Source organism: Pseudomonas sp. NC02, from assembly GCF_002874965.1.
In the GTDB taxonomy this organism is placed as follows: domain Bacteria; phylum Pseudomonadota; class Gammaproteobacteria; order Pseudomonadales; family Pseudomonadaceae; genus Aquipseudomonas.
Map to the genome: position 1 here is coordinate 4915782 of NZ_CP025624.1, position 13571 is coordinate 4929352.

The 13571-nt window shown below is 60.1% G+C and carries 13 protein-coding genes; 4 read left to right on the forward strand and 9 right to left on the reverse strand.

What is annotated here, in order from left to right; genetic code table 11:
• Window positions 1-84: 84 nt before the first annotated feature.
• Both C0058_RS22840 and C0058_RS22845 read right to left on the reverse strand, forming a co-directional pair.
• Window positions 85-396 (reverse strand): cupin domain-containing protein, encoded by a 312-nt coding sequence (locus C0058_RS22840; protein ID WP_102369631.1) that lies wholly within the window; start codon window positions 394-396, stop codon window positions 85-87.
• 41 nt (window positions 397-437) lie between these two features.
• Complete coding sequence (locus C0058_RS22845; protein ID WP_003212382.1) at window positions 438-1631, reverse strand: MFS transporter; 1194 nt, start codon at window positions 1629-1631, stop codon at window positions 438-440.
• A gap of 91 nt (window positions 1632-1722) precedes the next feature.
• Between C0058_RS22845 and C0058_RS22850 the strand changes: the two genes are divergently transcribed.
• Window positions 1723-2268 carry a TetR/AcrR family transcriptional regulator gene (locus tag C0058_RS22850; RefSeq protein ID WP_087695266.1) on the forward strand — a complete coding sequence of 182 codons (546 nt, stop codon included), beginning with the start codon at window positions 1723-1725 and terminating at the stop codon, window positions 2266-2268.
• A gap of 909 nt (window positions 2269-3177) precedes the next feature.
• Here the strand turns inward: C0058_RS22850 and C0058_RS22865 are convergent.
• From C0058_RS22865 to C0058_RS22880, 4 genes are all read right to left on the reverse strand, one after another.
• The gene (locus C0058_RS22865; RefSeq protein WP_003217229.1) at window positions 3178-3957 is read right to left on the reverse strand and encodes an ABC transporter permease; all 780 of its coding nucleotides are present in this window, start codon (window positions 3955-3957) and stop codon (window positions 3178-3180) included.
• Window positions 3954-4886: an ABC transporter ATP-binding protein gene (locus tag C0058_RS22870; RefSeq protein ID WP_003217227.1), complete on the reverse strand. Its 933-nt coding sequence runs from the start codon at window positions 4884-4886 to the stop codon at window positions 3954-3956. The genes C0058_RS22865 and C0058_RS22870 overlap by 4 nt, the downstream gene beginning before the upstream one ends.
• A gap of 135 nt (window positions 4887-5021) precedes the next feature.
• On the reverse strand, window positions 5022-5645 hold the full coding sequence (locus tag C0058_RS22875) for a glutathione S-transferase family protein (RefSeq protein ID WP_102369632.1): 624 nt from the start codon (window positions 5643-5645) through the stop codon (window positions 5022-5024).
• A gap of 57 nt (window positions 5646-5702) precedes the next feature.
• On the reverse strand, window positions 5703-6362 hold the full coding sequence (locus tag C0058_RS22880; protein ID WP_102369633.1) for a transglutaminase family protein: 660 nt from the start codon (window positions 6360-6362) through the stop codon (window positions 5703-5705).
• Between the two features lie 192 nt (window positions 6363-6554).
• Between C0058_RS22880 and C0058_RS22885 the strand changes: the two genes are divergently transcribed.
• A complete protein-coding gene (locus tag C0058_RS22885; RefSeq protein WP_102369634.1) occupies window positions 6555-9002 on the forward strand; it encodes an acyl-CoA dehydrogenase in 2448 nt (815 codons plus the stop codon).
• 231 nt (window positions 9003-9233) lie between these two features.
• A complete protein-coding gene (locus C0058_RS22890) occupies window positions 9234-9641 on the forward strand; it encodes a PA2817 family protein (RefSeq protein WP_003217220.1) in 408 nt (135 codons plus the stop codon).
• 142 nt (window positions 9642-9783) lie between these two features.
• Here C0058_RS22890 and C0058_RS22895 read toward each other — a convergent pair whose 3' ends face one another.
• A complete protein-coding gene (locus tag C0058_RS22895; protein ID WP_003217218.1) occupies window positions 9784-10716 on the reverse strand; it encodes a LysR family transcriptional regulator in 933 nt (310 codons plus the stop codon).
• Between the two features lie 91 nt (window positions 10717-10807).
• Here C0058_RS22895 and C0058_RS22900 point away from each other — a divergent pair, with 91 nt between their 5' ends.
• The gene (locus tag C0058_RS22900; protein WP_003217215.1) at window positions 10808-11434 is read left to right on the forward strand and encodes a hypothetical protein; all 627 of its coding nucleotides are present in this window, start codon (window positions 10808-10810) and stop codon (window positions 11432-11434) included.
• Here C0058_RS22900 and C0058_RS22905 read toward each other — a convergent pair whose 3' ends face one another.
• Entirely contained in the window at window positions 11435-13003 is a 1569-nt protein-coding gene (locus C0058_RS22905) for an alkaline phosphatase (RefSeq protein WP_102369635.1), read from the reverse strand.
• Window positions 13003-13557, reverse strand: coding sequence for a GNAT family N-acetyltransferase (locus C0058_RS22910; protein WP_003217211.1), 555 nt, complete (start codon window positions 13555-13557; stop codon window positions 13003-13005). The genes C0058_RS22905 and C0058_RS22910 overlap by 1 nt, the downstream gene beginning before the upstream one ends.
• Window positions 13558-13571: the final 14 nt, after the last annotated feature.

The window sequence follows — 13571 nt, forward strand, 5'->3', positions numbered from 1 at the left end:
GAGGTTGAGACCATGGTAGAACCGAATCGAATATCTATATAACGGGTAATATCTCTAACTGTTATCTGTTTCGTAGATATGTGATTAAACGCTGCCTTCGGTTTCAATCACCAGAATCCGTGCCGGGCCCTGTGGATGGGCCACATGCTCGGTGCCGACACTGGCGTAGAAGATGTCGCCTACCTCAAGCAAGGCCATCTGTTCGCTGCCGTTTTCGCGATAGTGCATCTGCACCTGGCCATCAAGCACCACGAACACCTCTTCGCCGTCATTCACGTGCCAGCGATACGGCTGGTCGGTCCAATGCAAACGGGTGGTGATGCCGTTCATATTGGCGATGTCCAGCGCCTCCCAGGCGCGGCTGCCGGTGAATTCTTTGCTGCGGATGATCTTCATGGGTGAATCCCAAGGCGTAAGGGTGACGAATTATTACCGAATCAATTACCCGCCGTCGCCCTGCTCTTCGCCAAATCCTGCATTAGCAACGCCACCAACGCGCCGAGTGCCAATACGATCAGCACCACGCCATAACCGTCGGTGGTGGCGATCAAACCGAAGGTGCGCGTCAAGTTGCCCGCCAACAGCGACGGCACACAGAACGCCAGGTAACTCAGCACATAGAACGCCGACATCAAGCCCGCCCGCTCATGGGGCAAGGCCAACGGCAAAACACTGCGCAGCGCACCGAGGAATCCCGAGCCAAAACCACCGCCGGCGATCAGCGTGGCAATGAAGAACAGCGGCAGGCTGGCGCTGTGGACGGCCGTGAGGATCAGCGCAACACCCACCGCCAGCAGCACGGCGCCCAACCGCAGGACTTTGTCCGCCGGGCGGTTGCGCAGGCTGAAAATCATCACCGCCCCGCTCAGCGTCAACACCGCCACCAGTCCGCCGCCGATCAGGTTCGAGGTGGACCCGGTCGCCGCCCGCACCAGCGAGGGCGCCAGAGACAGATAAAAACCGCCCATGGCCCATACGGCTACGTCTACCGGCAACGAGATCCACAAGGCGCGTCGGGCCTGGGGCGGTACATGCAAGGTGGGCCATAGCGAGGCCAGGGCCCCCGGAATCCGGCTGACTGTCTCCGGCAGGCGCCAGACGTACAATGCCTGCAGGATCATCAACCCGAGCAGGGTCCAGTAAATCAACGTGGTCGGCATCGGCGCGAACTCCACCAGCAGGCTGCAGCCCATGGCCCCGCAGGCCATGCCCAGCAAAGGCGCTACGCTGTTGATCAGCGGGCCTTGCTGGCGGTCGGTGTCGAGCAATGCGGCGCCCAGTACGGCGGTGGCCATGCCGGTGGCAAAGCCTTGTACCGTGCGGGCGGCAATCAGCCAGCCGACGCTGTCGGCATTGATAAACAGCAACATCGCCAGCATATCGAGGAGCAGCGCGGCAAAAATTACCGGCTTGCGCCCCAGGTGGTCCGACAGTGAACCCACGGTCAGCAATGCAGCCAGCAGGCTCAAGGCGTAAATGCCAAATACCAGGGTCAACATCGCCGCCGAAAAGTGCAGGCCCTCTTGATAGAGGTGGTACAACGGGGTCGGCGCGCTGGAGGCGGCGAGAAACGTCAGCAAGGTGATCGCCAGAAACACCAGGCTGGAACGATGAGAAGTAACGCTGGACATGGGCACGCTCCGCTAAAGCTAATATTTTGCTTTTGCGGAGTGTGCTACCGGATGGCGCTTAAAGCAAATTCTTTGTGTTAAGGTTTTACGCATGGCGATAAAAGAAGGGCTCCGCCCGGGGGGCCGTAGTGCCCGGGTCCAGGAATCAGTGCATTCGGCGGTGCGTGAATTGCTCGAAGAGCAGGACCGTTCCAGCGTGACCGTGCCGCAGATAGCCACGCGCGCCGGAGTGACGCCTTCGACCATCTACCGGCGCTGGGGTGACTTGGCGGCGCTGCTGGCCGATGTTGCGATGGCCCGTCTGCGCCCGGACAGTGAGCCGGCTGATACCGGCAGCCTGCGCGGAGACCTGCGGGCCTGGGGTGAGCAATACCGTGATGAGATGAGCTCGGACCTTGGCCGCGAGATGATGCGTGATGTGCAATGCAGTCAGGCGCCGGGGTATTGCGTGGGGATTCTCACCGGGCAGTTGGAGACGATCCTGGATCGGTACACCGACGACGCCGGGACACTTCCCAGCGTGGATCGGCTGATCAATTTGATCGTTGCGCCAACCGTTTTTCGTAATCTGTTTTCTACCGCGCCGCTTGAGGTTGAAGAACTGCATGAGCTGATTGAGTTGGCTTTGCTGCCGTAAGGTGGTTTGTGGGTTTGGGTTTGGGTTTGGGTTTGGGTGTATATCCGTTATTTGGGTTGTTGCTGATATGGGTTCCGCTCTTACAGCGGCTCACTTTTGAACAGCGCAAAAGTAAGCAAAACGCTCTTGCCCCACCACTCGGCACCTCGCCTAGGCTCGGTGTGCCCTCACTCCGGCTTTGGACCGTGGGCCGCCGTCATGGGCCATCCCTGGCCCAGGACGGCTAACCTGGCGTCCTGCCAGGTTACCCACGCTCCAAAGCCTGCGTTCGGCCAGCGTGGTTTAACGGGGCGCCTAAGATCAAGATCAAAAGCAGATCAAGAGCACAGCGGCCTCCCGGCCGGCTTGAGTGTTGAAGAGCAAAATCAAAATCTAAAGCGGGCACGGTCAAAAATGTGGGAGCGGGCTTGCTCGCGAAGGTCGTTAACGATGACGCGGGCATTCTGAATGAACGCGGCGCCCTCAGGTTTTTCGCGAGCAAGCCCGCTCCCACAGAAAAGCAGATCTGCTTTCGCTTTGGTCTTTGCTTTTGCTTTTCAACACTCAAGCCGGCCGGGAGGCCGCTGTGCTCTTGCTTTTGATCTTGATCTGACTGCCCCAATAAGCCCGAGGCCGAACGCAGGTATTGCGGAGCGGGTAAACCGGCAGGACGCCGGTTTAGCCGCGCCGGGCCATGGATGGCCCGTCGCGGCGGCCCGCGGAGCAATGCCGGAGTGAGGGAACGCCGAGCCACAGCGAGGCGCCGACAGGCGGGGCAGAGCCCTTTGCTTACTTTGGGGCTTTTCCAAAGTGAGCCGCTGTAAGAGCGGAACCATAGGTGGCCGTTACCGAAAAAACGGATATGTACTCAAACCAATCGCCAAAAAAAACGGCCTCATCTGGAGGCCGTTTCTCATTACATATCAACGCTTAGGTGCGCATCCCACGCCCACTCACCAGCAACCGCGCACACCCCACATACAGCACCACAGTCGCCACCAGCATAAAGGTGATCGCCACGCTGATCTTGATGTCCGAAACGCCCAGGATCCCATAGCGAAACGCGTTAACCATATGCAACACCGGGTTAGCCAACGACACCGTCTGCCAGAACGGCGGCAGCAAGGTGATCGAATAAAACACCCCACCCAGATACGTCAGCGGCGTCAGAACAAACGTCGGAATAATCGAAATATCATCAAAGTTGCGCGCAAACACCGCATTGATGAACCCCAGCAACGAAAAGATAGTCGCCGTCAGCACCACCACCAACAGGGTGATCCCGAGGTGATGCACCTGCAAATGGGTAAAGAACAGCGACAGCAACGTCACAATCACCCCAACCATCAACCCGCGCAGCACACCGCCCAGGGTGTAGCCGATCAAAATCGTATGAGGCGACACCGGCGACACCATCAATTCCTCGATGGACCGCTGGAACTTGCTGCCAAAAAAGCTCGACACCACGTTGCCGTAGGAGTTGGTAATCACCGACATCATGATCAACCCTGGCACGATGTACTCCATATAGGTGAATCCACCCATATCACCAATCTGCCGACCAATCAGGTTACCGAAGATCACGAAGTACAAAACCATGGTGATCGCCGGCGGCAGCAAGGTCTGCGGCCAGATCCGGGTAAAGCGCTTCACTTCGCGATAAACGATGGTCTGCAGCGCGACAAGGTTGGGTTGCAGTTCCGAACTCATACCGCCACCTTCGCCAGATTTTTCTCCACCAGGGACACAAACAACTCCTCAAGGCGATTGGTTTTGTTACGCAGGCTCAGCACCTCGATGTTCTGGGTAGCCAATTGGCCAAACAGCGCGGTGATGCCCACGGCTTTGTCCACCTGGACTTCCAGGGTGTGGCTGTCCACCAGGCGATTCGGGTAGCCGATCAACTGGGGCGCAACCGTCATGTCGTTTTTCAGGTCGAGCAGGAAGGTCTCGACGTGCAACTGGCTCAGCAAATTACGCATGCTGGTGTTTTCGACAATGGTGCCGTGGTCGATGATGCCGATGTTGCGGCACAGCTGCTCAGCCTCTTCCAGGTAGTGCGTGGTGAGGATGATGGTGATGCCTTTCTGGTTCAGCTCGGTGAGAAACGTCCACATCGAACGACGCAGCTCAATGTCCACGCCCGCCGTCGGCTCGTCGAGGATCAGCAGGCGCGGTTCGTGAACCAGGGCGCGAGCGATCATCAAGCGGCGCTTCATGCCCCCGGACAGGGAACGCGAAGGCACGTCGCGCTTGTCCCACAAGCCCAGTTGCGTGAGGTATTGCTCGGCGCGTTCCTTGGCGATCTTCGGCGGGATGCCGTAGTAACCGGCCTGGGTCACGACGATGTCGAAGGTCTTTTCAAACTGGTTGAAGTTGAACTCCTGGGGCACCACGCCGATGCTGCGCTTGAGCGCCGCCGGGGATTTGTCCAGGTCGTTGCCAAAGATGTTCACCGTACCGGTGGTCTTGTTGACCAGGGTCGAGAGAATCCCGATGGTGGTGGATTTGCCGGCGCCATTGGGGCCGAGCAAGGCGAAGAAATCACCTTCGGCGACGTCCAGATCGATACCACTCAGGGCCTGGAAACCGTTGCCGTAGGTTTTGGTTAGCTGCCGGATGGACAGAGCGGAACTCATATCGGATTACGCACCAAAGAAGAGGAATAGAATTGTTACATGAGGGCAGACCGCACGGAATACAACGGCTGCGCGTGACAAGCATGGTGCTTGTCCGCGCCGCACAAGTACAGTAACCCGTATTAATAGTCGGTATCAGGTCAACGCGGTCATGACCGATTTCTGATAGGCCGGACGCTGGCGCAGCCGCTGGTACCAGGCTTCCAGGTTAGGCATCGACGGGCGTTCGATGGGCATTTCGAACCAGGCATAAATGAAGCTGCCCAAGGGGATATCGCCCATGCCGATCTCGCTGCCGGACAGGTAAGGTTGCGTGGCCAAGGCCTGATCCACCGTCTGCAAAACGTCGATGCAGGCCTGGCGACCGGCGTTGATGGTGTCCCAGTTCTGTTTTTCAGCCGGGGTTCGCAGCACGCCCCAGAACACGGTCTTGAACGGTTCGGCCAGGGTCGAGGTGGTCCAGTCCATCCACTTTTCAGCGTTGGCCCGGGCTTGCAGCTCGCTGGGGTACCAGTTCGAATCCGGCGCATGTTTGGCGGCCAGGTAGCGCACGATGGTGTTGGATTCCCACAGCACAAAATCGCCATCTTCAATCATCGGCACCCGGCCATTGGGGTTCCGCGCGCGGTATTGCGGCGTGTCGACCACACCAAAAGCCCCGCCCGCATCAATTGCCTCATAGTCCAGGCCGAGCTCCTCGGCGCACCACAGTGCTTTCCTGACATTTGACGAATTTTTACGACCCCAGATTTTCAGCATGACCGCCCCGATTTTGAAAAAGATGGTTGGATGAATGCCGGGGCAGCATACGCCGGATCACGTCCGGCTTAAATCACTCTGCATGTCCCCCAGCAGGATCGGCATCTGCTCGCCAAACAGGTGCGGGTAACATTTCTGGATGTGGGCGAAGAAAAATTCCTCGGGCACCTCGGCAAATTGCCCATGGTCCACCACGTACTCCATGGAGCGCTGGCCCTTGCGGTTGAAGGCGTGAAAAACACTGTCATGAATGCCATCGAAATCCAGCGGCGGCACATCGAACAGTTCGCACAGTTGCTGGTTGAACGCCGGCGTGGCCTTGACCCAACGGCCGTCCAGATACAACTCGGTATAGCCATGCATGGCAAATACGTCACTTCTGAGCAGCTCGATCAAACGGGGCGTCGAGAGGTGGTTACGCACGTCGGCCAGGCCGATGCGCGCCGGGATCCCGCAGTGCCTTGCGCACGCCGCCAGCAATGTTGCCTTGGGCACGCAATAACTCTCGCCGGCCGCCAGTGCGAAGCTCGCGCTGAGGGTTTGCGGGTCGCGACTGAAGGTATAGGGGTTATAGCGCACCGCCTCGCGCACAGCGTAGTAAAGACTGACTGCCTGGTCACGAAGTGCGGCACTCGAACCGCGATGTTTTTCGGCGAACTCCACCACCGCAGGGTGGTCACTATCGATGAAGCGGCCGGGATTCAAGTACGCATTCATGAGGTTAATCTCAGAGAGCAAGCCCTGAGTCTAACCACAGGCATGCACCTGGGATAACGACGATTCGGCCAAATGTCGGCGCCTGGTGCTGATCATTGCCGGCACACCACGTAACACCCTCGTCACCCCGCTTGTTCGGATGCCGACTAAGCTCTGAGGTGATTTCGCACCTGGTTTCACGGAGGATTGAATATGCTGTTGTTGTGGATACTGGTTCTGGTGGTGGGCATTGCCTACCTGGCGCACCGGCGCATCGCGCCCCTGCCCGCCATCGGCGTGGTCGCCGTCTACCTGTTGGCGATGGGCGCCTTCAGCCACGCACCAGGCTGGTTGCTGCTGATCTTCTGGGTACTGATCGCCGTGGTAGCCGCCCCGCTGCTGCTGCCGGACCTGCGCCGCAAGTACTTCACCGCGCCGCTGTTCAACTGGTTCCAGAAAGTCCTGCCGCCGATGTCCGAGACCGAGCGCGATGCCATCGACGCCGGCACCGTGTGGTGGGACGGCGAGCTGTTCAGCGGCCGCCCCGACTGGGACAAGCTGCTGGCCTATCCCAAGGCGCAACTGACTGAAGAAGAACAAGCCTTCATCGACGGCCCTACCGAAGAACTGTGCGCCATGGTCACCGACTGGGAAATCGGCCAGGCCATGGACCTGCCCCCCGCCGCCTGGGAACACATCAAGCAGCATGGCTTTTTTGCCCTGATCATCCCCAAGGAGTTCGGCGGCAAAGGCTTCTCCGCCTATGCCCACTCCCAGGTCGCGATGAAGCTGGCGACCCGCAGCGGCGACCTCGCCTCCACGGTCATGGTCCCCAACTCCCTGGGCCCGGCCGAATTGCTGCTGCACTACGGCACCGATGAACAACGCAACCATTACCTGCCACGCCTGGCCCGTGGCGACGATATCCCGTGCTTTGCCCTGACCGGCCCACTGGCCGGTTCCGATGCCGGCTCCATGCCCGACACCGGGGTGATCTGCAAAGGCGAATGGGAAGGCAAGGAAACCCTCGGCCTGCGCCTGAACTGGGAAAAACGCTACATTACCCTCGGCCCGGTAGCGACCTTGCTCGGCCTGGCCTTCAAGGCCCATGACCCGGATCATCTGCTGGGCGACAAAGAAGACTTGGGCATCAGCCTCGCGCTGATCCCCACCAGCACCCCGGGTGTTGAAATTGGCCGCCGTCACCTGCCACTGGGCGCCGCGTTCATGAACGGCCCCAACTCCGGCAAGGATGTTTTCATTCCGCTGGAATTCCTGATCGGTGGCCAGGAAATGCTCGGCAAGGGCTGGATGATGCTGATGAACTGCCTGTCGGTAGGCCGTTCGATTTCCCTGCCTGCCGTCGGAACGGGCGCGGCCAAGTTCACCAGCCTGGTGACCGGCCAGTACGCCCAGGTGCGTGAGCAGTTCAACGTACCGCTGGCGGCCTTTGAAGGCATCCAGGAAGCCCTGGCCCGCATCGGCGGCAACGCGTGGCTGATGGACAGCGCGCGGATGCTCACCGCCAACGCGGTCGACCTGGGGGAAAAACCCTCGGTACTGTCGGCGATCCTCAAGTACCACCTGACCGAACGCGGCCGCGAATGCATCAGCCACGCGATGGACGTGCACGGCGGCAAGGGCATCATCATGGGCCCCAACAACTACCTGGGCCGCAGCTGGCAGGGCGCGCCGATCTTCATCACCGTGGAAGGCGCGAATATCCTCTCGCGCAACCTGATGATCTTCGGCCAGGGTGCGATTCGTTGCCATCCGTTCGTGCTCAAGGAAATGGCCCTGGCCGGTCGCGAAGACCATGACCAGGCGCTGAAGGAATTCGACGGCCTGCTGCTGCAGCACATCGGCTTTGCCGTAAGCAACGCCGCCAGCACCCTGGTGTTGAACCTCGGTTTCGGTCACTTCGAAAAGGCTCCGGGCAACAGCCTGAGCCAGGGCTATTTCCGCGCACTCAACCGTCAGGCCGCGGCGTTTGCGATGCTGGCGGACCTGAGCATGATGCTGCTGGGCGGCGAGTTGAAACGACGCGAACGCCTGTCGGCACGTCTTGGTGATGTGCTGAGTCACATGTACCTGGCATCGGCTGCACTCAAGCGTTATCACGACCTGGATTCGCCAGACCACCTGGAACCGCTGTTCGCCTGGGCCATGGAAGAGAGCCTTGGCCACTCCGAGCGTGCACTGGATGAACTGCTGACCAACTTCCCGAGCAAGGTGTTGGGTTGTCTGTTGCGGGTGATCGTGTTCCCGTTCGGCCGCCGTCATAAAGGCCCGTCCGATGCGCTGGATGCCGAGGTGGCCGCAGTGCTTGGTCGCGCCAAGGGTGACCCGACCCTGGAAGCGGTACTGGCGGGCTGCTATCGCCCACAGTCCGCAGAAGATCCGGTGGGCGCCCTGCAACACGCCTACGACCTGTTGGCCGACAGCCATCCGTTGCAGAAAAAACTCCACGAAGGCCTCAAGAGCGGCCAGGTCAAACCGACCGCGGGCGAACACGCCATCGATGCCGGGCTGCATGCCGGCGTGCTGCAACCGGCCGAGGCGCAGACCCTGCGTGACGCTGAAGCGGCGCGGCGCAAGGTGATCGACGTGGATGATTTCAGCAAGGAAGAACTGAGCCAGGCTGAGGGAAAAGTCCGCTGATCCCAGCGGTCATATAAAAACGGGTAGAGTGCCCTGCCTCACAAATACTGATCCCTTTTGACGGCGTCTGTTGTCGTCATGCTGCGTTGCCGCTCCTCGCCATAGCAAGCTATGACTCGTCGCGGCGCCTTGCCTGACAACAACAGCCACTCGTCAAAAGGAATCGTATTTGTGAGGCAAGGCACCGAGCTATATACTCTCGCGCCCGTTTTGCTCTTGAGGACTTATCTCGTGTCCAACGTCGTTGCCGATCATCTCGTCTTGCTCGACCACCTGCGCAGCATCCTGGTTGCCGTCGGCGAAGCCGAACAGGTTCCCGAGGAAAGCCACCTCCTGTTCCTGGAGCGCTTCGATGAACTGCGCGCCTTGCTGCCCATCGACCCGATCGAAAGCCAGTACCTGGGCCAGGACATGATGAGCCAGGTCATCCTGCGCTACCCGCAAATTGCTCACCTGGTACCGCGCGACCTGCTGTGGTTCTTCGGTGGCGACTGCCTGCACTTCATGCCCGACGACGAGCTGGACCTGTACCAGGCCCTGGAAGAACGTCGCTTCGAAGCTGAACAGAACGACGAACCGTTCGACTGGAACCAGGAAAAGCAGTTGTTGGCCATGTCCAATGACCAGCCCAAGCACTGATTTCAGGGCTCACGCAGATCAAATGTGGGAGCGGCGGTGCGACGGTTCGACTTGCTCGCGAATGCGGTGGTTCAGTCAATATTTTAGGTGACTGAACCACCGCATTCGCGAGCAAGCCCGCTCCCACATTTAAACTGTATTCCTACCGTTTCTTCAGCGTCGGCTCTTTGGCCATGCACTCCACCAGATAATCAATAAACACCCGCAACTTCGGCGGCAGGTACCGCGTCGGCGAATGCAGTAGCCACGCATCCCCGTGGTACGACGCAATGAAATCCCACCCCGGCAGCACCTGCACCACCTCCCCCGCTTCCAGCGCATGCCGCGCCGTGAAATACGGCAAGCTGCCAATCCCCACATGTTGCAATACCGCATCCAGCCGCACGCCTGTGTGATTGGCCGCATACCGCCCGCGCACGCCCACCGTCACCGCCTTGCTGCCCTGGCGAAACTTCCAGCGCGCATCCCCCGGCGTCTCACCCAGGTAGATGCAACTGTGCTCCAGCAAATCATGGGGATGCTGCGGCGTACCGTGCTCCGCCAGGTACCGCGGCGTGGCGCAGATCAAATGCTCGATCGGCAGCAACTGGCGCCCCACCAACCCCGGCGGCGGGCTGTCGGTGATGCGGATGCTCAGGTCGACATTGTCGTCAATCAGGTCCACATGCCGGTCCTCCAGGATCAACTGCACGTCAACCTTGGGATAACGCCGCAAAAACTCCGGCATATGCGGATGCACCACAAAACGCCCTACCGCCTTGGGCACGCTGACCCGCACCAGCCCTTCGGCTTCATGGGTGTATTGGCCGCTGATTTCCATCACCGACCGCGCAGCACTGACCATTTCCTGGCAGCGCTTGAACACCTCTTCGCCACCTTCGCTGAGGCGCAACTTGCGCGTAGTGCGTTGCAGCAGGCGAGTTGCCAGGGCCTTTTCCAGGCGTGAGATGCTGCGGCTCACGGAGGACGGCGATGCTCCCAGTTGGCGCGCAGCCTCGGAGAAGCTGCCGGTTTCCACCACCTTGACGAAAATCGCCATTTCGCCCAGCAGCGGTAAGGGAAGATTGATGCTCATGACGCACAAGTCCATTGAGATTTGAACGGATTATCACCCATTGGCGCACTTCTTATACTGCCGGTTAGAAACCCTGATGCGGATATAAATGATGACCCAGCGCCTGTTTTTTACCCATGACCACCTGAATGCCGAACTTGAAGTGCTGGGATGCACACCTTTTGATAACCAGTTTGCGGTAATCCTGCAGTCCACAATCTTCCATCCACAAGGTGGCGGCCAGCCCTGCGACACCGGCTGGCTCGGGGCAAGCCAGGTGTTGAAGGTGGTGCAGGAAGGCGATCATGTCGTGCATTACGTAGACCGCCCCGTGGCTCCCGGCGTGATCCAGGCACGCGTCGATGAAGACCGCCGCACCTTGCACACGCGCCTGCACTCGGCCGGGCATCTGATCGGCAATGCCGGTGAAACCCTGGGCTGGATGCCGATCAAGGCTCATCACTGGCCGGGCGAAGGCAAGATCACCTTTATTCGCGGCACCTCGGCCCAGGCCATGGACGCCGAGGCGATCCAGCGGCAAGTCGACCAATGGATCGCCGCCAACCTGCCGCGCCATATGGCCCTGGATGACGGTACGCGGCAAGTGGGTTTTGGCGACCTGCCGGCCTATGCCTGCGGCGGCACGCATGTGCAGGCATTGGGGGACGTGGGTCAGGTGACGATCCTGGCCCTCTCCGAGAAAAAGGGTGCATTGTCGGTGCGCTATACCCTGAACTGACTAAACCGCAATCGCCCCCGCCCTGCCCGGTTCCACCACAAACGACTTGAGGGTCGAGACGCTGGCGTTCGGATCCCGGGGATCGGAAATCACCCGGAAGTTCGTCAGCATATTCCTCTCCTCAAGCGCCACCGACACATAGCCGCGCTGGCGGCTGTCGAAAAACTTCACATGGGGATTGAGGGGCAGGATCGCACTGAACGCATCAAATGGTGGCCCGTCAGACGTCACCGACGTGCCGACAAACTCGGTCGCGACCACGGGCGAATCCGGATTCCCTGCGTCAGCGTGCAGGTCCGTCGTCCAGAACGAGTGAATATCGCCGCCCCAGAACACCGGGTTATTCACCTTTCTGCGCACCATCGACGCAAGCATCCGCTCACGGTTGGCCATGTAACCATCCCAGCCATCGGTCCAGCGGCCGGGCTTGTGGTTGGTCAGGTCACGTTGCGTGAGCGGCGCGACCAACAGGTCCTGCGCGATCACGTTCCATTGTGCCCGGGACTCGGCAAAACCCTGATCCAGCCAAGCCTCCTGCTCCCAGCCGAGCATGGTGCGACGGGGATCGCGCAGGTCAGCACAGGTGTTCGCGGCCACATGTCCCTTGTGGCTGCCATTGGCCAGGATGCATGGCTGCTCGGAGCGGTACTGACGCCCATCCAGCACATGGAAACGCGCCAGCCGGCCGTAGTCCAAACGCCGATAGAGGCGCATGTCCGGCCCTCGCGGCAGGCTGCTGGCCCGCAGCGGCATGTGCTCGTAGAAGGCCTGGTAGGCCGCCGCCCGCTGCTTGAGAAAACTCGTCACCGGGATGTTCGGGTCCTGGGACCACTGGCTGGCATAGTCGTTTTGCACTTCGTGATCGTCCCAGGTGACCACACTGGGCGCCGCAGCATGCAGTGCCTGCAAATCCGGATCGGTCTTGTACAGGGCGTAGCGGTTGCGGTAATCCACCAGATTCAACGCATTGCCGCTGCCGTGGGGGCGAATGATCTTGCCGGAATCAGCCGCGTAGGAACTGTCATAGATGTAATCCCCGAGGAAAAACACCAGGTCAGGCTGCTCGGCGGCCAAATGCCGATAGGCGCTGAAGTAGCCTCGCTCCCAATGGGAGCAGGAGACAAAACCCAGCTGCGCCGATGCCATGGCATGCACCGCCGGCGCAGTGCGCGACTGGCCCACCGGGCTTTGCGCACCGAGGCCTTCGAACTGGTACCAGTAAGGTCGACCCGCCTCCAGCCCGGCGACTTCCACATGCACCGAATGGGCGAAACGCTCGATGGCCATCACCTCGCCCTGGCGCACAACGCGCGTCATCGCTGCATCGCGGGCCACCTTCCAGCGCACCGGCACCGCTCGGCTCAGGCCACCCCGACCGTCGGCGGCATTGAACAGCGGCGCGAGGCGCGTCCAGATCACGAAACCATCGGGCAATGGATCGCCTGACGCCACACCGAGGGTGAAGGGATAGTCGATGCCTGCACTACGGGCAAACGGGCTGAGGATCGAAAACGCCGTGGCAACTGCAAGCCCGCCCAGTACGCGACGGCGATCGTGATTCACACTCATCAACTGCGCTCCTTCCAATCGGCACGCACCAGGCCATACAACAACATGTCCTCGTGCACCCCATTCTTGAGGAAGGCGCCCTTCATGCACCCTTCGTAACCCAAGCCAATTTTTTCCATGACCCGAGCGGACCCTTTGTTACGAGCAAAGCACTGGCTGCCCACACGCTGCAGCGCCAATTCGCTGAACCCAAACGCCATGATCTGCGCCGCTGCTTCGGCGGCATAACCCTGGCTTCGAGAATGGGCGGCCACCCAATACCCGAGATGCCCACTTCGATGAGCAGCAGATAATCTGAGACTGATCACGCCGATCAATTCGCCAGTTTCCCGCAGATGAATCCCCAGCCCCAGTGAATGCCCCGAGCGGTAATTCTCTGCCTGGCCATCAATAAAGGCGTGTGCGGTTTCCAAGGTGTATGGCGATGGAATCGCAGCCGTGTTGTTCGCAATATCGGGATCGTTGGCCAGCACCGACAACGTCTCGGCCTGCTCCTTTTGCAGAGGCTTCAACAGCAGTCGCGGGGTGGATAAATGCGGCAGTGCAATGCTCATGCAGGGGGACTCGC

Coding starts and splice junctions, on each gene's coding strand:
- C0058_RS22895 (WP_003217218.1), bottom strand. CDS start 10,716: ATGAGCATCAATCTTCCCTTACCGCTGCTGGGCGAAATGGCGATTTTC.
- C0058_RS22900 (WP_003217215.1), top strand. CDS start 10,808: ATGACCCAGCGCCTGTTTTTTACCCATGACCACCTGAATGCCGAACTT.
- C0058_RS22875 (WP_102369632.1), bottom strand. CDS start 5,645: ATGCTGAAAATCTGGGGTCGTAAAAATTCGTCAAATGTCAGGAAAGCA.
- C0058_RS22865 (WP_003217229.1), bottom strand. CDS start 3,957: ATGAGTTCGGAACTGCAACCCAACCTTGTCGCGCTGCAGACCATCGTT.
- C0058_RS22840 (WP_102369631.1), bottom strand. CDS start 396: ATGAAGATCATCCGCAGCAAAGAATTCACCGGCAGCCGCGCCTGGGAG.
- C0058_RS22845 (WP_003212382.1), bottom strand. CDS start 1,631: ATGTCCAGCGTTACTTCTCATCGTTCCAGCCTGGTGTTTCTGGCGATC.
- C0058_RS22885 (WP_102369634.1), top strand. CDS start 6,555: ATGCTGTTGTTGTGGATACTGGTTCTGGTGGTGGGCATTGCCTACCTG.
- C0058_RS22905 (WP_102369635.1), bottom strand. CDS start 13,003: ATGAGTGTGAATCACGATCGCCGTCGCGTACTGGGCGGGCTTGCAGTT.
- C0058_RS22910 (WP_003217211.1), bottom strand. CDS start 13,557: ATGAGCATTGCACTGCCGCATTTATCCACCCCGCGACTGCTGTTGAAG.
- C0058_RS22850 (WP_087695266.1), top strand. CDS start 1,723: ATGGCGATAAAAGAAGGGCTCCGCCCGGGGGGCCGTAGTGCCCGGGTC.
- C0058_RS22870 (WP_003217227.1), bottom strand. CDS start 4,886: ATGAGTTCCGCTCTGTCCATCCGGCAGCTAACCAAAACCTACGGCAAC.
- C0058_RS22880 (WP_102369633.1), bottom strand. CDS start 6,362: ATGAATGCGTACTTGAATCCCGGCCGCTTCATCGATAGTGACCACCCT.